Genomic DNA, 21,231 nt, shown 5'->3' on the forward strand with positions numbered 1-21,231 from the left:
CGCAAATCATAACTCATCTATTGCGGGTTCATTTTCAGATTTGGAAGGTCAACTACCATGAATAAGAGTTACCCTAACCACAGCTTGGAAAACTTTTTCTCTACCAACCTCTCTGCGACAGATGATGCTGTCTTTGCTGGAATTCAAGCGGAATCCGCTCGCCAAAACGAACAAATCGAACTTATCGCTTCTGAAAACATTGTTTCTAAAGCGGTAATGCAAGCTCAAGGCACATGCCTAACAAACAAATACGCTGAAGGTTACCCAGGTCGCCGTTACTATGGTGGTTGTGAGCACGTAGATACAGTGGAAGCCATTGCTATCGAACGCGCAAAAAAACTTTTCAATTGTGAATACGCAAACGTTCAACCACACTCAGGCGCACAAGCAAACGGCGCAGTAAAGCTGGCACTGCTTCAACCTGGTGACACCATTCTTGGTATGTCTTTAGACGCAGGTGGTCACCTGACGCACGGCGCACGCCCTGCACTTTCTGGTAAATGGTTTAATGCAGTTCAATACGGTGTTGATCGCGAAACACTAGAAATTAACTACGAAGATGTTCGTGAGCTTGCACTTGAGCACCAACCTAAAATGATCATCGCAGGTGGTAGCGCTATTCCACGTACTATCGACTTTGCAAAATTCCGTGAAATCGCAGACGAAGTAAATGCAATTCTTATGGTCGACATGGCGCACATCGCTGGTCTTATCGCAACAGGCGCACACCCTAGCCCACTGCCACACGCACACGTTGTTACGACTACAACACACAAAACATTGCGTGGCCCTCGCGGCGGTATGATTCTTACTAACCACGAAGACATCATTAAGAAAATCAACTCAGCCGTATTCCCTGGCCTACAAGGTGGCCCACTGATGCACGTTATCGCAGCCAAAGCGGTCGCATTTGGTGAAGCGCTTGGCCCTGAATTTAAAACTTATATTGATTCGGTGATCAATAACGCAAAAGTCCTAGCGGAAGTATTGCAAACTCGCGGTTGCGACATCGTAACTGGTGGCACAGACACGCACCTAATGCTGGTTGACCTTCGTCCGAAAGGGTTGAAAGGCAATAAAGCAGAAGAAGCTCTAGAGCGTGCTGGGATCACATGTAACAAAAATGGCATCCCATTCGATACGGAGAAGCCTATGATTACATCGGGCATCCGTTTAGGAACGCCTGCGGGTACAAGCCGCGGCTTTGGCGCTGAAGAATTCAAACTCATCGGTAATTGGATTGGTGACGTACTGGACGGTTTAGTGAACAACCCTGAAGGTGACGCAGAAGTTGAAAAACGCGTTCGCAAAGAAGTAAAAGAACTTTGCAGTCGCTTTCCTCTATACCAGTAAACGATTTTTTTGAAATCATAATAATTCCTGACAAGTTATTCGGAGATTAAGCAATGGACAAAACACTGAAGTTTGCAGATAGCCACGAGTGGGTACGTGACAACGGTGACGGCACAGTAACAATTGGTATTTCTGAGCATGCACAAGAAATGCTAGGTGACGTGGTATTCGTTGACCTACCAGACGTAGAAGACGAAGTTGAAGCAGGTGAAAGCTTCTCTCTCGTTGAATCTGTAAAAGCAGCGTCAGACATCTACGCACCAATCACTGGTGAAATCGTAGAAATCAATGAAGAACTAGAAGACAGCCCAGAGCTAATTAACGAAGAGCCGTACGAAGGTGGCTGGATCGTAAAAGTGAAGATGTCTGATGTATCTGAACTAGATAACCTGAAAGACGCAGACGAATACCTAAACTCTATCGAAGAAGAGTAATTAGGATGTGACGAAAGCTGTTCCCTAGCCTGTTTAGAGAACAGCTTTTTTTCTAGGTTCGGACGTATAATTTAATTTATCAGTAACGCAAATCCGTTACCCGAACCAAGGAGTAGGTAAAGGACAATGACTGAATTACTTCAAAGCCTCAGCACACAAAACGAGTTCGTTGCTCGCCACAATGGACCAAACAAATCTGACCAACAGAAAATGTTGGAAGCGATCAACGCAGTTAGCCTAGATTCGCTTATCGACGAAACCGTACCAGCACAAATTCGCCTAGAGCAACCAATGAGCTTGGCAGAAGCGAAAAGCGAAGCAGACATGCTGGCAGCAATGCGTAAGTTCGCCGATCGGAACCAAGTTAAACGTACATTCATTGGTCAGGGTTACTACAACACCTTCACGCCGAACGTGATTCTACGCAACGTGATGGAAAACCCGGGCTGGTACACCGCTTACACCCCTTACCAACCAGAGATCTCACAAGGTCGTTTAGAAGCACTTCTAAACTACCAACAAATGGTGATGGATCTTACTGGTATGGAAATCGCGAACGCGTCATTGCTCGATGAAGCAACGGCAGCAGCAGAAGCGATGACACTTTGTAAGCGTGCGGGTAAAAGCAAGAGCAACGTATTCTTCGTTGCTGACGACGTTCACCCACAAACCATCGAAGTGGTAAAAACTCGTGCGAAATTCATCGGCTTTGAAGTCTTGGTTGGTTCTTTAGAATCACTACCAGAGCAAGACGTGTTCGGCGCACTAGTTCAATACCCAAGTACAACAGGTGAAGTTCGTGACCTAACGGACATCATCGCTAAAGCGCAAGCAAACAAAACACTAGTGACTGTAGCAACGGACCTTCTTGCTTCTACCCTACTTAAACCTGCAGGTGAAATGGGCGCAGACGTAGCAATCGGTTCAGCACAACGTTTTGGCGTGCCGATGGGTTACGGCGGTCCACACGCTGCTTTCATGGCAACGCGTGATAAGCACAAGCGTACAATGCCTGGTCGTGTTATCGGTGTTTCTATCGATACCAATGGTAACCAAGCACTGCGTATGGCAATGCAAACGCGTGAACAGCACATCCGTCGTGAAAAAGCGACATCAAACATCTGTACTGCTCAAGCACTGCTAGCGAACATGGCGTCTTTCTACGCGGTTTACCACGGCGCAGAAGGTCTACGCACGATTGCTCGTCGTACGCACCACATGACAGCCATCCTAGCCGCTGGCCTAACTAAAGGCGGCTTCGAGCTTGCTCACAACAGCTTCTTCGACACCATCACTATCAACACAGGCGCACAAACTGAAGACCTATACGCGAAAGCACTAACCGCAGACATCAACCTACGTAAGTTGGATACTCAGCTAGGTGTGAGCTTCGACGAAACCACAACCGTGGCAGATGTAGAAGCCCTATTCGCAGTATTCGGTGTGAAAGAAGAAGTCGCAGCACTATCAACTGAAATCGCAGGCAACGAGTTTGCAGCCATTCCAGAAGCATTGCGCCGCACAACAGAATATCTAACACACCCTGTGTTTAACACGCACCACAGCGAAACACAGATGATGCGTTACCTAAAACAGCTAGAGAACAAAGACTTCTCACTCACGCACGGCATGATCCCACTGGGCAGCTGTACGATGAAGCTGAACGCAGCAGCAGAGATGATTCCAGTAACTTGGCCTGAGTTTGGTTCGATCCACCCGTTCGCACCAGCAGAACAAGCAGCTGGTTACGCTGCACTCGCAAAAGACCTTAAAGAAAAGCTATGTGAAATCACTGGCTATGACGCATTCTCACTACAACCAAACTCTGGTGCATCGGGTGAGTACGCAGGTCTTATCGCGATTCAACGCTACCACGAAAGCCGTGGCGAAGGTCACCGCAACGTATGTTTGATCCCAAGCTCTGCGCACGGTACTAACCCTGCGACAGCATCTATGGTGTCAATGAAAGTGGTTGTGGTTAAGTGTGATGAAGAAGGCAACATCGACATCGACGACCTAGCAGCGAAAATCGAGAAACACAAAGACAACCTATCAAGCATTATGATCACTTACCCTTCTACGCACGGCGTTTACGAAGAGAAAGTGAAAGAAGTGTGTGAAATGGTTCATGCCGCTGGTGGTCAGGTTTACCTAGACGGCGCTAACATGAACGCGCAGGTTGGTCTAACATCACCAGGCTTCATCGGTTCAGACGTTTCTCACCTAAACCTACACAAAACCTTCTGCATCCCGCACGGTGGTGGCGGTCCGGGTATGGGTCCTATCGGTGTGAAATCTCACCTAGCTCCTTTCTTACCAGGGCATATTGAAGACGGTGTAGAAGGCGCAGATTTCGCAGTATCAGCAGCAGATATGGGTAGCGCTTCTATCCTGCCTATCTCTTGGGCTTACATCGCAATGATGGGCGAAGCTGGCCTAACAGATGCTACAAAAGTAGCAATTCTGAACGCAAACTACGTGATGGAAACACTTCGCCAACACTACCCTGTTCTTTACCGTGGCAAAAATGGCCGCGTAGCGCACGAATGTATTATCGACATTCGTCCGCTGAAAGAAGAAACAGGTATCAGCGAAGAAGACATCGCGAAGCGTCTAATGGACTACGGTTTCCACGCACCAACTATGTCGTTCCCTGTAGCGGGCACGCTAATGGTTGAGCCAACGGAATCGGAAGATCTAGAAGAGCTGGACCGCTTCTGTGATGCGATGATCGCTATCCGCGAAGAAATGGAGAAAGTGAAAAACGGTGAATGGCCACTGGATAACAACCCACTTGTTAACGCGCCACACACACAAGTTGATCTTTCAGCTGAAGATTGGGACCGCCCTTACTCTCGCGAGATTGGCTGCTTCCCGTCTAAAGCGACCAAATCTTGGAAGTACTGGCCAACGGTAAACCGCGTAGATAACGTATACGGCGACCGTAACCTAATCTGTTCATGCCCAAGCATCGATAACTACGAAGATTAATTTTTGTAGTCTCTAAATCGACAAAGGCGAACCGTTTGGTTCGCCTTTTTGTTTTTGGTGTGCCGCCCTAACACTTGTTGATACATCGAGAAGGAATGATGGCTAGTTATTGTTTGCACAAAAGTGATTTAGAAATACAGTAACTTCTGAGAACCTTTGAATTAGCACTAATATCTCAGAGCCTTAAAGGCTTGTTGGAAACTCCTCATGAACACTATGCTATGCAGGTGCTATGTAGTTTCTAGTTCAGTTGCAGTAAGTCCCATTTATTACCATAGAGATCTTGGAACACCACCACTGTCCCGTATTCTTCCACACGAGGCTCTTCATTAAATACAACACCATTTTTCTTCATCAACTCGTAGTCACGCCAAAAATCATTAGTTTGCAGAAACAGGAAAACACGACCACCTGTTTGATTTCCTACTGCATGCGTTTGCTCCGGTGTACTCGCTTGAGCTAAAAGTAGGTTTGTACCATTGGAGTTTGGAGGAGAAACTTGAACCCAGCGTTTACCACCACCTAGGTTGGTATCTTCAACCAGAGTGAATTGAAGTTTTTGAGTATAGAATTCGATAGCATCGTCGTAATTTTCAACGACTAGAGCAATGTTTCCGATTTGCTGCTGAACAGTTTTGGCCATGATGATTTCCGCTGTGTCAAAACGCTAATTGTACTCTATTTTGAGACTTTTCTAGAAAGCACATAACGCCTTGCAAATGTGTAAGGCACACAATACGAATGCTTACGCACGGCGCCTTTGTCACTAGAACCGACAAACAATATAGCTGCCACCAGTGTCGAATCTTGATTGAGCAACTTATTAAAGCCTTAGCTATAACTCAAGAGCAAATCTCTAACCTAATAAAGAAGGCTGCTCGTATACCACGGTATTATAGTTCTTCTAGTTTTCCCTTAGCTAAATCTTCTTGTTGCTTAAGGAACATGAAGAAGTTTGCCTCACTGATAAACGGGTTACCGCTTGTGCCGAGCTTCTTCCTATTTTCAAAAAGGAAATTTTTATGTGGATGGTTCGAAAGGTTAACGTTCACAATAGGTGCCTGTAGTGAAATTTTTCTAATTTTCTCCATGCTAGTCAGGAACTGGCCAATAACTTCTGGATCATTGCTACTTACGCTATGCCCACCAACGATAAAAGCACGATATTGTTCGCCATTATCTTCAACAGTGAAGTCTAAGGAATAATCACCTTCCGTGTGGCCAGGTGTGAGATAGAACTTAAACTCATGTCCACCAATAGCCATAGAGCTATCGCTTTTTATCTCTATGTCTAAATTTGGAGGAAGGAACTTGTTCTCACCTTCGCTTTTGTTTGATTGCTGTATAGATAGTTCATGAGCGCTTTTGGTCATCACGACTTTGGAACCATACTTCTCTTGAAGTAACTGGGCGCCTCCAACGTGGTCAGAATGCCCATGAGTTACCAATATGTGCGTTATTGGCTTATCTTTTAGCCCTAGCTTCTCTAGGTTGATAGGTATCCACTCAGAGTAAGGGAAGTCAAGCGTATCAATGATAACGAGTCCGTCGTCTGTAGCAATGGCATATGATGAGACCCACTTGTCTCCTACATAATAGACATTATCAAACATTTGAAATGGTTCTACATAACCGTTCTTATCATTCATTGCTGGAACATATTGACTTAAGGAAGCAAAAGACGAAGCACTGAAAAGTAAACCTACAATAATTTTTTTCACGAAATCACACACAAATATATCCTTAATAATTTCTTATAGAACCTCGCGGATGAGAAAGCTCTAAACGATTTTCAGAGGCAAATACAACTGCAAATACTTTCTACTTAGCTTGAGTTTTAGCTGACCGAATCACTTGTAAACTCGAATCCCATTAACTGCCTATGTATTCATGATTCTTTTAGAGGTTAAATAAATGAACTCAATTGAAGCAGAGTCATGAAGCTTTACTTGAGGTTACCGGCACAGCACAATGTGATAAACCTCTTTCAAGCAAACATTTGAATGCGATTTTTCCAATTTAAGACATGTTCAATAAATGCATCAACTCTTGCAGGCCTTTTATCGCGGTCTCGATACATAATGAATACTTCTTTACCCGAGCATTGCCATTCTGGCAACAAAGGCAGCAGGTTATGTTGATCATGATTTAGCTCATGAAAGTAATAGGTTGGAATCCACGCAATTCCTAAACCATGGATGACGGCGTCTCTAACTAGCAGTACATCATTTGAAGTGAATTGAAACTTTAGCGGATGATCAAATGTTTCATTGGTGATTTGATTAACTAATTTCCATTGGCTGTCGTTGTTTACCGTAATTAGGCGATGATGAACAAGTTGTTCTGGATGGGTAATCGGTTGGTGTTGTTCTAAATAGCTTCGTGATGCACAAAGCGCAAATGGAATCGACCATAATTTCTGAGCAATCCAGTCTTGTTCAATAAGATCACCAAGACGAAAACTAACATCGACACGGTTAGATACAAGATTGATTTTTTCATTCTGTACATCTAAATCGATACATACCTTCGGATGTTGCTCTGCAAATTCATAAACGCACCGCTTTAACCACATCTGTGTCATGTTAATTGGCGCTGATATTTTGATCGTTCCGCTTAAAGACTGACGCTCAGTCGCAATTCTCGATGTCACATTATTTAAGCTAAGAAGTAGCGGCTCACAGAGTTGATAATATTTTTCGCCATCAGTTGTTAACGCAAAGTGGTGTGCACTGCGGTTAAATAGTCTGCAATTTAAGTTTGTTTCCAGCCTTTTTAACTTCCGGCTTAGCGTGGCTAACGGGACATTAAGACGCTCAGATGCTTGTGTTAGGCTTTGATAGCGAGCAACAGAAACGAATAACAAAAGATCATCCAAAGAGTGACGTTCCATATTTGGGATTAACCCTCTTAAATTTGGCGATTAAAAATCAAATATGAAATATATAGCATTATCGCGTCAAGTTAATTTTTATCAGGAAGATCTATGTCTAAACATTTATCAATTTGGTGCGGTGTTGTTGTCGCTATCTTTTTTTGGTCTAGTAACTTTAACGTAATAAAGGCTATTAATAGCGATGTCTCTCCTTTGGATTCAGCGACGTTACGATTTTCCGTTGCAGCTTTAATACTCTTACTGATAAGAGGTACTAAACGCTCTCCATATGGAGCCAAACTCACACGAAAAAGTATGTTGTCGTTGTTTGTTATAGCAACCGTGGGTGTAACTATCCAAAACTTCTCTATTTTCTCTGCAATGAGATTTACTACCCCAGTTAACGCAGCGGTTGTTCAGGCAAACCTACCACTTGTCACTATCTTGTTGTCGGGCTTTATTCTCAAAACTTCCATTTCGGTTAAAACTCTTTTAGATGCACTAATCAGTTTTTGTGGAGTGGTAATCGTCATTACAGGGGGAAATATTCATTCTATTAGCAGCAATAGTAATATTGGTGATCTATACATGTTATTTGCTTTAATTAGTGGGTGTTTATACACAATTCTAGCGAAGCGTTTAACATCTCATATCCCAGTAACTCAGCAGTTACGTTGGGTGTTAAGTATTGGTGCCATTCAAATGGTCGCTATAGCGATGTACCACGGCGACTTTAGCCGTAGCTTAAATGCCATAACATTTAAAGACCTAGCATTAATAGCTTACATGAGCCTGTTTGGAACTTTGATTGCTTATTACTTTTGGATGAAAGGCGCTATCGTTCTTGGTCCAGATAAGATGTCTCCATTATTTAATATTATGCCGGTATTCACTCTACTGATTTCGTTCATTTCTGGTGAGCAGGCTCAATGGGAAAATGTTTTAGGCGTCTTTATCGTTGCGGCTGGTGTGTATATAGGTAACTCAGCACCTTTTGCTCGTTTACGGAAGGTGGTGGAGTAAAAATAGACGCCAACCTTAAGTCCATTATTTAGAGCAATACTTTGTTAATTGGCATAAGTTTTCTTGGTTTCCAATAGGTACACTTTTCGCTTTCGTCGTTCACTCTTTTATCTAACTTTATTGAGTGCATGTCGAAAATCTTCAATCTTTTGCTAAGAGCGTTTTTTACTATGTAAAAAACAGAGGAGAATGACCATGAAAAAACGACTCAACTATATTGAAGTAGCGCCAAAAGCAATAGAAATCCTATACGCTCAGGAAGCTTACTTCCATGAACAATTTAGCCAATCAGAAACTATGAACATGATCATATGGGAACTGGTTAAGTTACGCATATCGCAAATCAATCAATGTGCATTTTGTATCGACATGCATAGTAAAGATGCGCTTCAGTTAGGTGAAAAGCCGGAACGCATATGGGGGCTTAGTGCATGGAAAGATATGCCATTCTACAGCGATGCAGAACACGTTGCACTAGGCTGGGCTGAACTACTAACTGCTGGCCTACCAGTAGATGATGATACCTATCAGCTGACCTTGAATACCTTTGGAGAAGAAGCTATGGTCAACCTAACAATTGCGATCAACGCGATCAATAGTTGGAACCGAATAGTTAAGGCATTTAAGCCAAAGGTTGGAGTCTATAAACCTCGATAATTCTATTTGACGGTTCTTACTTGTAAGCCACTGCTTATACCTCAACTTAATAGGATGAAAAGTACATGTGTATCACTTTCTCATTTAAGTTGAGGTTAAATAGGATGATTCATTTGAACTTAGAATTTGATATTTTAAAACCTCAAAAGGCTTTAGCTGGCTATGTTCAAGCCATTTGGTCAGCATCCGTCAAACCTGATACGACGCAAACCGTACGTAAACAATTACTCAGTGATGCTGGTACAGGTGTGGTATTCATTTTACAGAATGAAGTACAAATGGATGGTGAGTGGCAGACGCCGGGGGTTGTCCTACTGCCTATAAGCATTCTGGCACATCAGGTCTGCCTACCGCCAGGCGCGGTGATGACTGGCGTACGCTTTCATCCTGCTGTTGGTTATCAACTATTTGGTAAACGTCTAGAACAGCTATTGCGGATTCAAGACGACCACCCTTTGGCTTCTTCTGCACTAGCAACATTTGAGTCTCTGCAAACAGCGCGTTCGCCATATGCAAGGATTTCTACGTTATATCGCTGGGTTCAAACACTGATTGAGGAATATGAACCGCAGTATGTCGGCCACATTATTGAACAACCTACAGGGACCATCAGTCAGCGCCAGAGAGAGCGCAATTTTCAGAAATGGTTGGGGATTACTCCTAAACATTACCAACGCATTAAACGAGTGAAGCACACTTTAGAGCAACTCCGAGCGCAACCCGATCTTACTTTATCGGAATTGGCGCTGGAGCAAGGCTTTTCCGATCAAGCACACATGACTAGAGAGTGTAAGCAGATTGCGCGCATGACACCGAAGCAGTATGTCCGAAAGAGAAACCTCTAAGCCTTATTAGCTTTCTACATCAAACCCAATTGATTCAGAATCGACGATATACTTGCTACAATGTTCGATCATATATCACCTACTTTTTAGAACGCTCATTCCAGCTTGATGTGAGTTGGTTAGCTCGCTTTTGATGCTGCGTGCTGCTCTACCATAAACGCGATCACTTCTTCGTTTAAGCAAGATTTGCTGATGTATTGGCGTTGTTTACCAAGGTGAAGGATAAAGCCCAAATCAGTTTGTTCGAGTTGGTCGATATCATTCCAAGCGAGGCTGCGGTCAACTTTACCGCTTTTGTAGCGTACGCCATCTGCATTCACTTCAAACACCACTTTACTGCCGCGGCTTGAGCTGATGGTTTGACGCCACAGCCACCAAGTTCTTTTGAAGTAAACGCTGCACGCTTCAATCACACTCAATACGATAAAGAACCAACCGACGTAACCGTTAGGTAGCAGTTCAAACTCCAATAAAACCACACCAAAAATTAGAAAGAGGATCCCTTTCAAATACGCTTGCGGCAACTTAACTGGCTGGCTAGTTTGATCATAACACTCAGCAAAAAATGGCTTGTCGAGTGTGTATTCTGTAGTGAATTCGAAATCTTTAGACATGTATGGTTACTTCAAGGCTTCTGTAAATGAGTATTCTTGGTTGCACTCTTGCAACGCGAGCATTGTAGCGCTTCTCTGGCTTTATCTTTAGCCCTTTTGATGCTGTTTTGTAAATCAATGATAACGAAACATTAGAAGGCCTCGGTGCACTTGCCAAGATCAGACAAGGCAAACCACCTGGCTCGCCTTGTGAATTAATGACCTATGTAACTTCTTGAGGTTTTTACTTTAGAGGATCGTTGTCTGGCAACGCACTGTGTATCCATACTGCCAGTCGGTGTTTGATGCTTGCGCCGTCTAGCTTGCTTTCCGGCAATGGCGTGATCTGTTTTGCATCGACCAAGAATAGGTAAATCGCTTTTACTCTTAGAGGTTGTGGTGACTGAGGAAGGTCAAAACCTTGTAGCTTCGCCATCTTCCCACCAATCTCTAGTGCCTTCTTAACCAGTTTGTCTTCATTGTGAAGCTTGGAGCTTTTTGACATTGATAAATCCTCTTCTTCGCTTCAATTAAGAATACATGAAGTGTCACGTATGGCGTGTTAGTAAGCTCGCATATTGAGAAGTTTATGCCTTCTTACCGAGTAACTGATTGAAAAACGACCTTAATTCGTCATCACCAAGATTGAGCAGGTAGTCACCAATATACCATTCAACAATGGATTGATTTGGATGTGCCGTGACTTGCGGGTTACCAAACCAAATGCCCTTTTCCGTGGCAAACGTGTGTTGGAGTTCTTTCAACTTTTCACAGCTGAAAGGTAGGATCAGGTACAACATGTTTGCTCGAGGTGCTGCCGAACGGCATTGCCGCAGACACTACATAAGGTGTTCTATTAATGATTTATTTAGAACAGAGATCATGCTCACCGTAAACGAGCCACTTTGGCAAATATGCGGTTTCTGGAATTGTCCAGCCATACTTATCGTATGCCAATGCAGCAAGACCAGTCAGTTTCAGAGAAACATTTCCTTTTGGCGAATAGCGAACATCTTCATTCATGTAGAACTGGTAATGCGCCTCTAACGCATCCCTCAGTGCTTCTTGATAATGTGCCTCATCGCCATCGATAATGGCAACAAACACATTCACAAATGGAATAAACAAAGAGTGTACATATGGCACTCTGGTTGATTCTAAGTATTGCGGGGAGGATTTCTCCATCACAGTTTGCAATAACTCTGGTAACGCTGATGAATTGCTAAATACACCGTTAACGAACTCGACTAGCGCAACATCGAATGGATCTTTTAAACGCACTAACGACTCATCCATGATGGTCATCAGCTCTACGCAGCGCCAATCTCTCGCGGCCATCGCTAAACAGATTTCATCCAACCAAGCATCCATCGTTCCCCCTGCAATAGAACGGTTACCTACTTCCGAAAAATGTCGGTGCCCAACGGAGAATTCAACCACTTTGTCTGAATGATTGGCCAGCAAGTACACGTTATTCAGTAACTCAAGCGCTCTTTTTATATAAGCTGGCGAGGCCTGATGTTGTCCGTATTTTGAAGCAGTGAAGAATGAATCAAGCGAATACCAAGCGTCGCCTTTCATTCTTTTGAGAGGTTGCTGATAAAAAGATTGTTTTTCATCAAGCATTTCTTCCCAAAAGTTGTAAAAATCTTCATCTTCCTCACGAAAAATACGCAATTTTCTTTCTTCAGGTATCTCTAAATAATGATTCTTCATTGCTTCCATCGTTCCCTAGCCTCGCATTATAAGTTGTTCTAATTTTTTGCCGTGATGATATTCATACTCAAAATCAAGCCGTGAATGATGCCGAAGTTAATTTATAAAATCAATTTATAATCAGTATGTTGTATCGAAAGTTAATGCTTAACTGAAATGAATCGAAAAGCCGAAAAACATTTGAAATATAAGGCTACCGCACAAGCCGCGATGGGTAAGCCAGAACGTACCTGTCCATAAACAGTGGACGACGAACACTGACTTTGTGGAGTAAAGATAGACAGATATTCACCATTGTGTTCGCCTTTCTTTTTCTGTCGCTTTCGATAATACTCTTGCGCAATATTACTCAGCTGGAAAATTTTATGCCTCAAGCAAACTCTGTGGTCGTACTCGACTTTGAAACCACAGGTCTCTCTCCTACTTTAGGTGATCGCGCAATAGAAATTGGTGCAGTAAAGTTAGTCAATGGCGAGGTTGTCGATAGTTTTCAGCAACTCATGAACCCCGGTTTCAGAGTGAGTTCTTTCATTGAGAACTACACCGGCATTACCAACAATATGTTGCGATCGGCACCAAGCTGCGAAGAGGTAATGGCGTCATTTAGTGAGTTCATTGCTGGCGAGAACCTTATCGCTCACAACGCGTCCTTCGATAAACGATTTTTAGATGCAGAGCTTGAACGAATCAACTGTGGTTATTCGGGTGAGTTTGCTTGCTCCTTACTGGTAGCAAGACGGCTCATTCAAGAAGCCCCATCACATAAGCTAGGTGAACTTGTTCGCTATAAAAATATCGACAACGACGGTGTTTTCCACCGTGCACTAGCCGATGCGCAAATGACAGCCAAGCTTTGGCTCTTAATGGTCGAAGGGATAGAAAACTCAGGCATCGAAAAACCAAGTTTTAAGTTGATGCAAACGGTCAGTAAAACAGCCAAAGGAAAAGTCGACCTGCTACTCGCCAAAAGCCGTGCGTAACACCCTCCGAACTAAAAGCTGATTCTAGTCTCTTCGACGTTTAAGTGATTTTCGATATACATGCGATATTGGTTATCCCAGTTAATTTCCTGATCCGAAAGCGGTAGTTCGCTGGTCTCACCAACCAAACTGGCTTACTATGCCAGGTACCTAAAACGCTTTGTGAGTCACTCATGAGCAGAAAAAATAACAAAAATCTCAGCATTCTTCTTAAACTCAGCACCTTTATTGCACCTTATAAATGGCGGGTTGCGGCAGCCTTGGTTGCCCTTGTCGCGACAGCAAGTTTGACGTTATCCGTTGGCTATGGAGTGCGCATACTTATCGACCAAGGCTTTGCTCAGCAATCATTGCAAGAGCTTACCAATGCGATTCAGTTTATTGTCGGTGTCACATTGTGTATTGCCATTGGGACTTTCTTTCGCTTTTACCTTGTCTCTTCCGTAGGTGAGCGCGTTAGTGCGGATATTCGCCTTGCGGTGTTTAACCATGTGATTACGCTGCATCCGAGCTATTTTGAGACCAACAGTAGTGGCGATATTATGTCACGCCTGACTACCGATACCACATTGCTGCAAAGCATTATTGGTTCATCGTTCTCGATGGCGATGCGTAGCGCTTTGATGTGTTTTGGTGCCATCATTATGTTATTCGCTACCAACGTTAAGCTCACGCTGATTGTGCTTGCTTCTGTGCCTTTGGTTCTGGTTCCGATTTTGTTTTATGGACGACGCGTGCGTGCTCTCTCTCGCCAAAGTCAGGACTCAATGGCCGATGTTGGCAGCTACGCTGGAGAAGCGATAGAACATATTAAAACCGTGCAAAGTTTTAGCTCAGAGTCGCATGAACGAGCGGCTTTCGCTGTCGAGGTGGAAAAAGCTTATGAAGTAGGTAGACAGAGAGTAAAACAGCGCGCGATCCTGATATCAGGCGTTATTGTGATTGTGTTCAGCGCGATTGCAGGCATGCTTTGGGTAGGCGGCAGCGATGTGATTCAGGGAAAAATGTCTGCGGGTGACCTAGCCGCATTTGTGTTTTATGCCATTATGGTTGCCTCATCGACTGCAACCATTTCCGAAGTCATGGGTGAATTGCAAAGAGCCGCAGGTGCTACCGAACGGCTGATTGAGATCCTTCAAGTAGACAGTGATATTAAAGCGCCAAGCAACCATTTGCCTGTCCGTGCCGACATGCCTGCTGAGGTTAACTTTAATTCGGTGAGTTTCAACTACCCTTCTCGCCCAAATCAACCAGCAATCAAAGAATTAAATCTAACCGCTGAACAAGGAAAAGTACTGGCGTTGGTCGGCCCTTCTGGTGCAGGTAAAACAACACTATTCGAACTGCTGCAACGATTTTATGACCCACAGCAAGGGCAAGTGTTGTTTGGTGGTGAAGATATTCGACAGTTCGACCCAAACGAGCTTCGACGTCAAATGGCGCTCGTACCACAACAACCAGCGCTGTTTAGCCATGATGTTTTTCATAATATTCGCTACGGTAATCCTGAAGCGACGGATGTACAAGTTATCGAAGCCGCGAAAAAAGCCCATGCCCATGAGTTTATTGAGAAGCTTCCCGAAGGCTATCACAGCTTTTTAGGGGAGCGCGGCGTTAGGCTATCAGGCGGACAAAAGCAGCGCATTGCGATTGCTCGCGCGATTCTAAAAGATCCAAAAATCTTACTGCTAGACGAAGCTACCAGCGCCCTTGATAGTGAAAGTGAACATCACGTTCAGCAAGCACTTGAAGCTCTAATGAAAGGACGCACAACGCTGATCATTGCTCATCGTCTTTCGACTATCCAACATGCGGATAAAATTGCGGTGCTCGACAATGGCGAATTAGTCGATGTTGGTAACCACCAATCATTAATGCAAAGCTGTGAGTTGTATCAGCGACTTGTGGCATTGCAATTTAAGCACTTGGAGTAACGCCTAGTTAAGCGCTCAAAAATAAGCAAAGGCGGACCAAATAATTTAATAACAGGAGTTTAACGATGTTTTTGTGTCAGTCCAGCGAGCCCTTGCGAGACTAGGAATCTAATAGCAGCGCTCTGAGTGGTTAATGAGATAATTTAGACCATGAAAAGCTAGGATAGAAGATCCCACATCATATCCCATCGTCGCTGTACAAGGTGACGAAATACAAAAGATGCCACTCGCAGTTAAACGAGCGGCATTAAACCAAGCAGCTCGCCTTTTAACAAAGGAATTCCAGTAAGAATCCAGTAACCAGCGTATTCTTCCTTCAACTAGAAACACCGTTCACAACCACCATATAAAAACCATTCAACTTCATTTGTAACAATCTAGGTTTCAAAAATAGGAAATCATTGCTGAAAAAGTTTACCGCGTTTTGTGTTGCTATCTATGGTTACAATGTTTGAGACATCAATGCCTTTAAACCAAGCAACACAAAAGCGGCACCGATATGAACAGCGAAGCGAAACAACTATTTTCTTATCTATGTCAGCGATACGATGCGCTTTCTCAAGAGCTTGAGTCTCGCCCTTTTCCTGAATTTTCTGAGACTATTACTCATCCTCTTGGGCACTGTTTAGTCCGTTGCCCAGCAGGTAGCCAACGCTTTTCTATTGTAGCAGTCAACTTTGCACCCTCCGTTCGCGGGCAAGGCGTGCTTACTGCATTTATCGACTACATCAAAAGCAATCCTTACCACTACCAAGGTGTTGAGGTTGCAATCATTGAAAACAAGAACTTAGCTAAACGGCTTTTGTCTCTTGGCTGGAAGTACAAGTCCCTGTTTGGCAAGATTTTCTTCGCTAGCAAGCCGACCCTAGTAAAGGACTTTCAGTCTGCGTAATAGTTATTACGAAACCGCATCGACATCCAAAGTAAAACCATCACTCAAAATCCGTAAGCATGTTGAAAAAAACTTGGCGATCTTCTGCAGTACTTCCTCGATGAGCAGTGTATTCAACGTGCGCGTCTGCGCTGGCTTTTGGGGATAGATTGATGCCCCATAACGCATTAATTTGGTTTGGTACGATGGAATAACGCATATCAACAATTCGCATTTCATTATTCGGATCCGTCGCCACAAAACCGTTTGAAAACCAACGGAAACGTTCGATGTCTCTTGCTTGTTGCGATTGCGGGTTTAGCCACGGAAATTGCTCTTTTATATTTAACTTTGGAGTTGATTCGCCAGGGTAAATTTTTATTGAACGCCCCACCCTTACGGCATCTACATAGTAGCTCTCTTCCGTTTCATAAATTAGTTTCCAAACCAAAAGATTGCTAAAGCTTGGTTTGGCTTTTAACTGTATAGCGTTGTGTTGTCGCTCTTTGACGATTTCCCAACCAGCTGCTTCTGCTCTATCTCGTTGGATCATTCCAAGGCTTAAGTAAGCCAGACACCATAAAAATGCAATGCGGGCATAGTTTGGGCTTCGCTTCAGTGCAGCAAACAAAAGCAATATTAAAATAGGGAGTGTGAACGCGGGGTCGATTACCGAAATAGTGTTCCAAGCATAACGCGTGTTGCTTATCGGCCATAGAAGCTGTGTTCCATAACTGGTGCATGCGTCTAATAACGCATGGGTACTATAACCAAGCGCGCAGTAAAACCAACTCTGCCGGAAGCTTAGTCCTCGCTTTTTTGCGAACAATGGATACAACACCAAAGCACAAATGAAACTACCAAACGGGATAAACAAGAGCGAGTGAGTAAATTGGCGATGGTATTCCAAATACAGCAAAGGATCAGTTGAAGAACGGATGAGCACATCTAAATCCGGAGCCATCCCAGAGACCACGCCCAACACGCCAACAACTGCAAGGTTTCGCTTGTTGCTCACGGCCAGTGGCAAAGCTGCACCCAATAAACCTTGCGTTAACGGATCCATCGTTCACTTCCTTTAGATAGATGAAGCTCAGCTGGAAAGCGTACACGCTCAATAGTCGGTTCCAATTTAAAAACCAGAAGGTTCTTCGACATAAATTATCCGCATTTAAGTGGAAAACAATACACGACTTAGTCATGCATTTGCTTGTTTAGCAACAAACACCTTGATTTAGTGTAAGAAGGAATCACGCCGTTCGCTAGTGAACGAACAAATCTGAGTCTAGGCTTGTTTGGTATTTCAAACCCGAAGGTTTATCTGACGCGAAAAAACAAGGCGAACCAAATGGCTCGCCTTGTTTCTAATTTACTGAACGATAAACGACAGGTGTTTAGTCTTGAGGATTCTCTTTCGCGTTGATTTCAGCGTAAGTGTGTAGCAGCTCCGTCAATGTTTTTACCCACGCAAAAACATCCGAAGGTGCATTTTCGATTAGTTTTTCCACTAGAGCACAGTGTGTTTCTAGCGTGATGGCCTCTTCCAAACGGAATGAGATCGCGTAGAAATGCCAAAGCACCAATCTCGTCATTCGCTCGCTATTTTGCTTTGCGTTGTCTGAGTCATCAAACGCTTGTTGAATTTCACTCAGTGCGATTGCTGTCATGCGTAGCATTGCATCAAGACGTGCAGACAACATGCGGTCTTCACTATCCACTTCTTCTTGATCAAAAGTGAACAGCTCATTCATCACGTCTTCTGGCACCATTTTACTGATCATACGAGCACTAAACTCTTCCAGCTCATGGCGAGGCATAGTTACAAGACAATCGAAGGTGTAATCACGAAGCATAAAATCACTCTAGGTTAGAAATCAATTTCAGCCTCGCATTCTAAATATTGAAATTTCAATTGCCAGTGTTAATTTCTATCCATCTACGAAAAACTACAAAACACCGTTGATTGCAATACCAACACCAATCCGCTGCTGATTATGATCATAGTCGATCAAGCTCTTACCATAACCAGCTGAGTATTGTGCGTACCCCTGAACTTTGCCCCAAATCGGAAATGACACACCCAGTTCTGCAAAACCCTTATGTGTTTGAAAGTTCTGGCGACCTAAAAAGGTAAACTCGTAACCATTCCACTTGTAAGCACTCGATAGCTCAAAGTGTCCCATATAGTCCTCGATATCCGGGTTATCATCACCTTTGGGATCATTAGGCGATGTCTTTTCATCTTCAGGTATACGCCACCAAGGCTGGATAGAAACCGCAAAATTGTCTTTTGCAAAGGTTAAGTTGGCATAGACACGGTTCCAACTGCGCGATAGCTCCTGTCTCTGACCGTTAGACTCATGTTCAATACCAAAGCCTAACCAAGTCGAACCATCAAGTGGTTTCCAGTCTGTTGGGGTGTAGTAAAAAAGCTCTGGACGATAATTGGTTTCACGGAATGGACGAGATGCTGCCCCCGTGTATACCTGCCAAAATGATTTAAGAGTCATTCCAAAAAACAGACCATCGCCATCAAACAACAAGTCATCATAGTTCATTGGTACTTTAAAACTGATTTGGAACTCCGCCTCTTCCTTACGCAGTTCATCGCCGTATTTGGTGTCGGCATACGCGCGTTTATTTACTCGATCACTGTACGTAAACGGAAGAATATAGTTAACGCGATGCGCGACCAGACTAAACGGTTCAAACGCGTTTTCTCGTTCTGATTCCAAACGCTTGTCGACCAAGCTTTCCTGAAGTTCTTCTGGCTCTTCAATTTCTGGATCAGCGGGCACTGTACTGGTTACTGTGTCAAGCTCACACTGCCCGCGAATGCTCTTTATGGTTTCCTCACCTTTGCTTTGCTTTATTTTGTCTAGCAAACATAAATCATAAGCACTGGCTGTTTCTCCCATCGCAACTGGCGCTGCCAATAAACTCAGTATTGATATCCCTGCCACTTTTGAAGCCATCTGAAACCCTTAATATTCTTTATGTCAAACCAAATAATTTTAGTTTTTCTTGGTGAACCGCTTGCCATTCTGACGTTAAGACAATGTTAAATGTCCGCCGACTTTACGTCTTGGATAAATGCAACAGACTTCGAACATATCGGCCAACTATGAGCAAAGCGCAAAAAACAACCAAGAGTTGAGCATCATAGATAAAAACCACTCGTTTGCATGATGCTCATGTTCTCTATGCAAAATACTGGCTCGTAACTTTGATTGCAAACCCGGCTATGAATAAACCCAAACCAAAACCCAAATGCGCCAATGTGCTAAGAAAACGGGCTTTCCAAGGTGTTGGGGTTTTACTCGCAGCAAAGCCAAATCCTAGACAAGGTTGAATGACCAAAAATGGGAAGATCAACGTTACCACGCCTGTAATTAAGCTGGGCATTAGACTGGGCTCTACCAACCAATGATGACCAAAAACAGTAACGTGAGCCAAAGCGAAAGTAACGCCGATGGCATAATGCAAAAACCAGCCAAGTGACTTTTCTCCCGGCATCGCCTCTGACGCCATAATTGGCGCATGCATAAACTTTCCTTGGGGCATGTACAAAACCCAGCGCGCAACCAACGCATAGTTTAATGAAGGAATACCAAACACTCTCCTTTGTAACCATGCCCATAAATCCATTATCAAAGTGGCACCAATCCCTATTAGCGCAGCTTGCAATCCCATTAAAAGCAGCATTTTTCTCTCCTCAAGTTTTTGATTTGTTAAGGTCTTAGTTGCATGCTACAACTTAAAGCCAACTTGAAGTCAATGGGGAATAATATGGATATTGCAGAAATGGTTAGAAAATCAGGATTGCCGACTTCAACGCTCAGGTACTACGAACAGCTGGGGTTAATTCGCTCGATAGGAAGGAATGGATTGAGACGCCAATATTCACCAGAGGTACTCAATACACTCAATTTAATTAGTTTGGGGCGTATCGCTGGAATATCGCTTAACGAAATGGCAGAAATGTTGAATCAATCAGAAGTTTCAAAGCCATATATCGATCGTGACTTACTAACGAAAAAGGCACTTGAGATTGATGAGCAAATAAAACGTTTGAAAGCGGTGCGAGACAGCCTAAACCATGTTGCCTCCTGCCCTCATGAGTCACATATGGACTGTTCTTCATTTCAGAAGCTTATGAAGGTCGTAAAGCGTTATGTCCCCCAAAAACAGAGATAAACCGCTCTCACTACCTTCCTATTCTTGATTTACAAGGAAGTAACTCGCGGTTGTGAGTTACTTCCTTTCATATTACTTAGCTTGCGATTTTACGTACTTCTTCACTTTTTTCATCGCCATTTTTTGCTTTAACGGTGAAAGGTAATCAATGAACAAGTTACCAGATAGGTGATCAATTTCGTGCTGCATCACAATCGCTAAGAACTCATCACTCTCGATTGTAATCGGGTTGCCATCACGGTCTAGTGCAGAAACAACAACTGACGTGTAACGCTCTACATCTGCGTAGTACTCAGGAACAGAGAGGCATCCCTCTTGACCAAGTGCTTTGTTTTCTCCGCTCACCACTTCTGGGTTAACCAAGATTAAAGGATCATTGCGTTCGTCAGAGATATCGATGACAACAACCGCCTCTTTTCTGCCTACTTGGGTTGAAGCTAAACCGATACCATTGCCCGTTGCGTAAAGTGTTTCTAGCATATCGTCTATCAGCGTTTGTACTGTCGATACATCAGTGACTTTTTCTGCTTTTACTTTAAGCCTTGGGTCTGGAATGGAGAGAATTTCGAGGACTGCCATACTTACCTTTCATATCTATAAATCGTAATTCGTGGCGAATTATACACACGTTTCTCGATACATAAACCTGCTAAGCTATCTTGCGCACAAGGCATAAACCATTAACTCAAACGACAACACAATAAATGGGTTTGCCTTTTAGACAAAAAATCCTACAAACAGGAAACTAAAACGCCAGCACAT

At 43.6% G+C, this 21,231-nt stretch carries 21 protein-coding genes and 1 pseudogene; 10 read left to right on the forward strand and 12 right to left on the reverse strand.

Annotated elements, in window-relative coordinates; translation table 11 throughout:
- Positions 1 to 57 precede the first annotated feature (57 nt).
- From R7Z10_RS03095 to gcvP, 3 genes are all read left to right on the forward strand, one after another.
- Positions 58 to 1,353 carry a serine hydroxymethyltransferase gene (locus R7Z10_RS03095; protein ID WP_005376430.1) on the forward strand — a complete coding sequence of 432 codons (1,296 nt, stop codon included), beginning with the start codon at positions 58 to 60 and terminating at the stop codon, positions 1,351 to 1,353.
- A 53-nt stretch (positions 1,354 to 1,406) separates the two neighbouring features.
- Positions 1,407 to 1,787, forward strand: coding sequence for a glycine cleavage system protein GcvH (gcvH, locus tag R7Z10_RS03100; protein WP_005376432.1), 381 nt, complete (start codon positions 1,407 to 1,409; stop codon positions 1,785 to 1,787).
- Positions 1,788 to 1,913: 126 nt separating this feature from the next.
- Positions 1,914 to 4,778 carry an aminomethyl-transferring glycine dehydrogenase gene (gcvP, locus tag R7Z10_RS03105; protein WP_318103893.1) on the forward strand — a complete coding sequence of 955 codons (2,865 nt, stop codon included), beginning with the start codon at positions 1,914 to 1,916 and terminating at the stop codon, positions 4,776 to 4,778.
- 241 nt (positions 4,779 to 5,019) lie between these two features.
- On the opposite strand, the gene R7Z10_RS03110 is transcribed toward gcvP, so the two are convergent.
- The 3 genes from R7Z10_RS03110 to R7Z10_RS03120 all read right to left on the reverse strand — a co-directional run bounded on the left by R7Z10_RS03110 (position 5,020) and on the right by R7Z10_RS03120 (position 7,656).
- A complete protein-coding gene (locus tag R7Z10_RS03110) occupies positions 5,020 to 5,421 on the reverse strand; it encodes a VOC family protein (RefSeq protein WP_005388788.1) in 402 nt (133 codons plus the stop codon).
- 250 nt (positions 5,422 to 5,671) lie between these two features.
- Positions 5,672 to 6,499: an MBL fold metallo-hydrolase gene (locus tag R7Z10_RS03115; protein WP_225452537.1), complete on the reverse strand. Its 828-nt coding sequence runs from the start codon at positions 6,497 to 6,499 to the stop codon at positions 5,672 to 5,674.
- Between the two features lie 266 nt (positions 6,500 to 6,765).
- On the reverse strand, positions 6,766 to 7,656 hold the full coding sequence (locus R7Z10_RS03120) for a LysR family transcriptional regulator (protein WP_250154718.1): 891 nt from the start codon (positions 7,654 to 7,656) through the stop codon (positions 6,766 to 6,768).
- A gap of 108 nt (positions 7,657 to 7,764) precedes the next feature.
- Between R7Z10_RS03120 and R7Z10_RS03125 the strand changes: the two genes are divergently transcribed.
- From R7Z10_RS03125 to R7Z10_RS03135, 3 genes are all read left to right on the forward strand, one after another.
- Complete coding sequence (locus R7Z10_RS03125) at positions 7,765 to 8,676, forward strand: EamA family transporter (protein WP_318103896.1); 912 nt, start codon at positions 7,765 to 7,767, stop codon at positions 8,674 to 8,676.
- A gap of 195 nt (positions 8,677 to 8,871) precedes the next feature.
- Complete coding sequence (locus tag R7Z10_RS03130) at positions 8,872 to 9,333, forward strand: carboxymuconolactone decarboxylase family protein (protein WP_042520770.1); 462 nt, start codon at positions 8,872 to 8,874, stop codon at positions 9,331 to 9,333.
- A 104-nt stretch (positions 9,334 to 9,437) separates the two neighbouring features.
- Positions 9,438 to 10,178: a helix-turn-helix domain-containing protein gene (locus tag R7Z10_RS03135; RefSeq protein WP_005376444.1), complete on the forward strand. Its 741-nt coding sequence runs from the start codon at positions 9,438 to 9,440 to the stop codon at positions 10,176 to 10,178.
- Positions 10,179 to 10,297: 119 nt separating this feature from the next.
- On the opposite strand, the gene R7Z10_RS03140 is transcribed toward R7Z10_RS03135, so the two are convergent.
- The 4 genes and pseudogenes from R7Z10_RS03140 to R7Z10_RS03155 all read right to left on the reverse strand — a co-directional run bounded on the left by R7Z10_RS03140 (position 10,298) and on the right by R7Z10_RS03155 (position 12,496).
- Positions 10,298 to 10,792, reverse strand: a complete 495-nt coding sequence (locus tag R7Z10_RS03140) for a YcxB family protein (protein ID WP_318103899.1) — start codon at positions 10,790 to 10,792, stop codon at positions 10,298 to 10,300.
- A 223-nt stretch (positions 10,793 to 11,015) separates the two neighbouring features.
- The gene (locus tag R7Z10_RS03145; RefSeq protein ID WP_005376453.1) at positions 11,016 to 11,276 is read right to left on the reverse strand and encodes a DUF5062 family protein; all 261 of its coding nucleotides are present in this window, start codon (positions 11,274 to 11,276) and stop codon (positions 11,016 to 11,018) included.
- An 82-nt stretch (positions 11,277 to 11,358) separates the two neighbouring features.
- Positions 11,359 to 11,583 (reverse strand): annotated as a pseudogene (locus R7Z10_RS03150) (Low-specificity L-threonine aldolase); the annotation flags it as partial.
- Positions 11,584 to 11,635: 52 nt separating this feature from the next.
- Positions 11,636 to 12,496 (reverse strand): immunity 49 family protein, encoded by an 861-nt coding sequence (locus R7Z10_RS03155; RefSeq protein ID WP_253657633.1) that lies wholly within the window; start codon positions 12,494 to 12,496, stop codon positions 11,636 to 11,638.
- A 356-nt stretch (positions 12,497 to 12,852) separates the two neighbouring features.
- Here R7Z10_RS03155 and R7Z10_RS03160 point away from each other — a divergent pair, with 356 nt between their 5' ends.
- The 3 genes from R7Z10_RS03160 (at position 12,853) to R7Z10_RS03170 (ending at position 16,293) form a co-directional block, all read left to right on the forward strand.
- Positions 12,853 to 13,467, forward strand: coding sequence for a PolC-type DNA polymerase III (locus tag R7Z10_RS03160; protein ID WP_165401653.1), 615 nt, complete (start codon positions 12,853 to 12,855; stop codon positions 13,465 to 13,467).
- A gap of 173 nt (positions 13,468 to 13,640) precedes the next feature.
- Complete coding sequence (locus R7Z10_RS03165; protein ID WP_318103901.1) at positions 13,641 to 15,401, forward strand: ABC transporter ATP-binding protein/permease; 1,761 nt, start codon at positions 13,641 to 13,643, stop codon at positions 15,399 to 15,401.
- A gap of 499 nt (positions 15,402 to 15,900) precedes the next feature.
- On the forward strand, positions 15,901 to 16,293 hold the full coding sequence (locus tag R7Z10_RS03170; RefSeq protein ID WP_005376463.1) for a hypothetical protein: 393 nt from the start codon (positions 15,901 to 15,903) through the stop codon (positions 16,291 to 16,293).
- Between the two features lie 40 nt (positions 16,294 to 16,333).
- Here the strand turns inward: R7Z10_RS03170 and R7Z10_RS03175 are convergent, their stop codons facing one another.
- The 4 genes from R7Z10_RS03175 to R7Z10_RS03190 form a co-directional block, all read right to left on the reverse strand.
- Positions 16,334 to 17,338 (reverse strand): metal-dependent hydrolase, encoded by a 1,005-nt coding sequence (locus tag R7Z10_RS03175; protein WP_206969559.1) that lies wholly within the window; start codon positions 17,336 to 17,338, stop codon positions 16,334 to 16,336.
- A gap of 328 nt (positions 17,339 to 17,666) precedes the next feature.
- Positions 17,667 to 18,125 carry a hypothetical protein gene (locus R7Z10_RS03180; RefSeq protein ID WP_005388759.1) on the reverse strand — a complete coding sequence of 153 codons (459 nt, stop codon included), beginning with the start codon at positions 18,123 to 18,125 and terminating at the stop codon, positions 17,667 to 17,669.
- Between the two features lie 93 nt (positions 18,126 to 18,218).
- Positions 18,219 to 19,247, reverse strand: a complete 1,029-nt coding sequence (locus tag R7Z10_RS03185) for a phospholipase A (RefSeq protein WP_213867688.1) — start codon at positions 19,245 to 19,247, stop codon at positions 18,219 to 18,221.
- 226 nt (positions 19,248 to 19,473) lie between these two features.
- Positions 19,474 to 19,977: a DUF2938 domain-containing protein gene (locus R7Z10_RS03190; protein WP_258647071.1), complete on the reverse strand. Its 504-nt coding sequence runs from the start codon at positions 19,975 to 19,977 to the stop codon at positions 19,474 to 19,476.
- Between the two features lie 84 nt (positions 19,978 to 20,061).
- Here R7Z10_RS03190 and R7Z10_RS03195 point away from each other — a divergent pair, with 84 nt between their 5' ends.
- Positions 20,062 to 20,469: a helix-turn-helix domain-containing protein gene (locus R7Z10_RS03195; protein ID WP_213972736.1), complete on the forward strand. Its 408-nt coding sequence runs from the start codon at positions 20,062 to 20,064 to the stop codon at positions 20,467 to 20,469.
- 72 nt (positions 20,470 to 20,541) lie between these two features.
- Here R7Z10_RS03195 and def read toward each other — a convergent pair whose 3' ends face one another.
- Positions 20,542 to 21,048: a peptide deformylase gene (def, locus tag R7Z10_RS03200; protein ID WP_005388756.1), complete on the reverse strand. Its 507-nt coding sequence runs from the start codon at positions 21,046 to 21,048 to the stop codon at positions 20,542 to 20,544.
- Positions 21,049 to 21,231 lie beyond the last annotated feature (183 nt).

The sequence above is a fragment of the Vibrio sp. Vb1018 genome (assembly GCF_033338775.1).
GTDB classification, from domain to species: domain Bacteria; phylum Pseudomonadota; class Gammaproteobacteria; order Enterobacterales; family Vibrionaceae; genus Vibrio; species Vibrio alginolyticus.

Excerpts from the sequence above, each read along its gene's own strand:
- R7Z10_RS03095 (WP_005376430.1), top strand. The coding sequence starts at position 58 with ATGAATAAGAGTTACCCTAACCACAGCTTGGAAAACTTTTTCTCTACC.
- gcvH (WP_005376432.1), top strand. The coding sequence starts at position 1,407 with ATGGACAAAACACTGAAGTTTGCAGATAGCCACGAGTGGGTACGTGAC.
- gcvP (WP_318103893.1), top strand. The coding sequence starts at position 1,914 with ATGACTGAATTACTTCAAAGCCTCAGCACACAAAACGAGTTCGTTGCT.
- R7Z10_RS03110 (WP_005388788.1), bottom strand. The coding sequence starts at position 5,421 with ATGGCCAAAACTGTTCAGCAGCAAATCGGAAACATTGCTCTAGTCGTT.
- R7Z10_RS03125 (WP_318103896.1), top strand. The coding sequence starts at position 7,765 with ATGTCTAAACATTTATCAATTTGGTGCGGTGTTGTTGTCGCTATCTTT.
- R7Z10_RS03130 (WP_042520770.1), top strand. The coding sequence starts at position 8,872 with ATGAAAAAACGACTCAACTATATTGAAGTAGCGCCAAAAGCAATAGAA.
- R7Z10_RS03135 (WP_005376444.1), top strand. The coding sequence starts at position 9,438 with ATGATTCATTTGAACTTAGAATTTGATATTTTAAAACCTCAAAAGGCT.
- R7Z10_RS03140 (WP_318103899.1), bottom strand. The coding sequence starts at position 10,792 with ATGTCTAAAGATTTCGAATTCACTACAGAATACACACTCGACAAGCCA.
- R7Z10_RS03145 (WP_005376453.1), bottom strand. The coding sequence starts at position 11,276 with ATGTCAAAAAGCTCCAAGCTTCACAATGAAGACAAACTGGTTAAGAAG.
- R7Z10_RS03155 (WP_253657633.1), bottom strand. The coding sequence starts at position 12,496 with ATGGAAGCAATGAAGAATCATTATTTAGAGATACCTGAAGAAAGAAAA.
- R7Z10_RS03160 (WP_165401653.1), top strand. The coding sequence starts at position 12,853 with ATGCCTCAAGCAAACTCTGTGGTCGTACTCGACTTTGAAACCACAGGT.
- R7Z10_RS03165 (WP_318103901.1), top strand. The coding sequence starts at position 13,641 with ATGAGCAGAAAAAATAACAAAAATCTCAGCATTCTTCTTAAACTCAGC.
- R7Z10_RS03170 (WP_005376463.1), top strand. The coding sequence starts at position 15,901 with ATGAACAGCGAAGCGAAACAACTATTTTCTTATCTATGTCAGCGATAC.
- R7Z10_RS03175 (WP_206969559.1), bottom strand. The coding sequence starts at position 17,338 with ATGGATCCGTTAACGCAAGGTTTATTGGGTGCAGCTTTGCCACTGGCC.
- R7Z10_RS03180 (WP_005388759.1), bottom strand. The coding sequence starts at position 18,125 with ATGCTTCGTGATTACACCTTCGATTGTCTTGTAACTATGCCTCGCCAT.
- R7Z10_RS03185 (WP_213867688.1), bottom strand. The coding sequence starts at position 19,247 with ATGGCTTCAAAAGTGGCAGGGATATCAATACTGAGTTTATTGGCAGCG.
- R7Z10_RS03190 (WP_258647071.1), bottom strand. The coding sequence starts at position 19,977 with ATGCTGCTTTTAATGGGATTGCAAGCTGCGCTAATAGGGATTGGTGCC.
- R7Z10_RS03195 (WP_213972736.1), top strand. The coding sequence starts at position 20,062 with ATGGATATTGCAGAAATGGTTAGAAAATCAGGATTGCCGACTTCAACG.
- def (WP_005388756.1), bottom strand. The coding sequence starts at position 21,048 with ATGGCAGTCCTCGAAATTCTCTCCATTCCAGACCCAAGGCTTAAAGTA.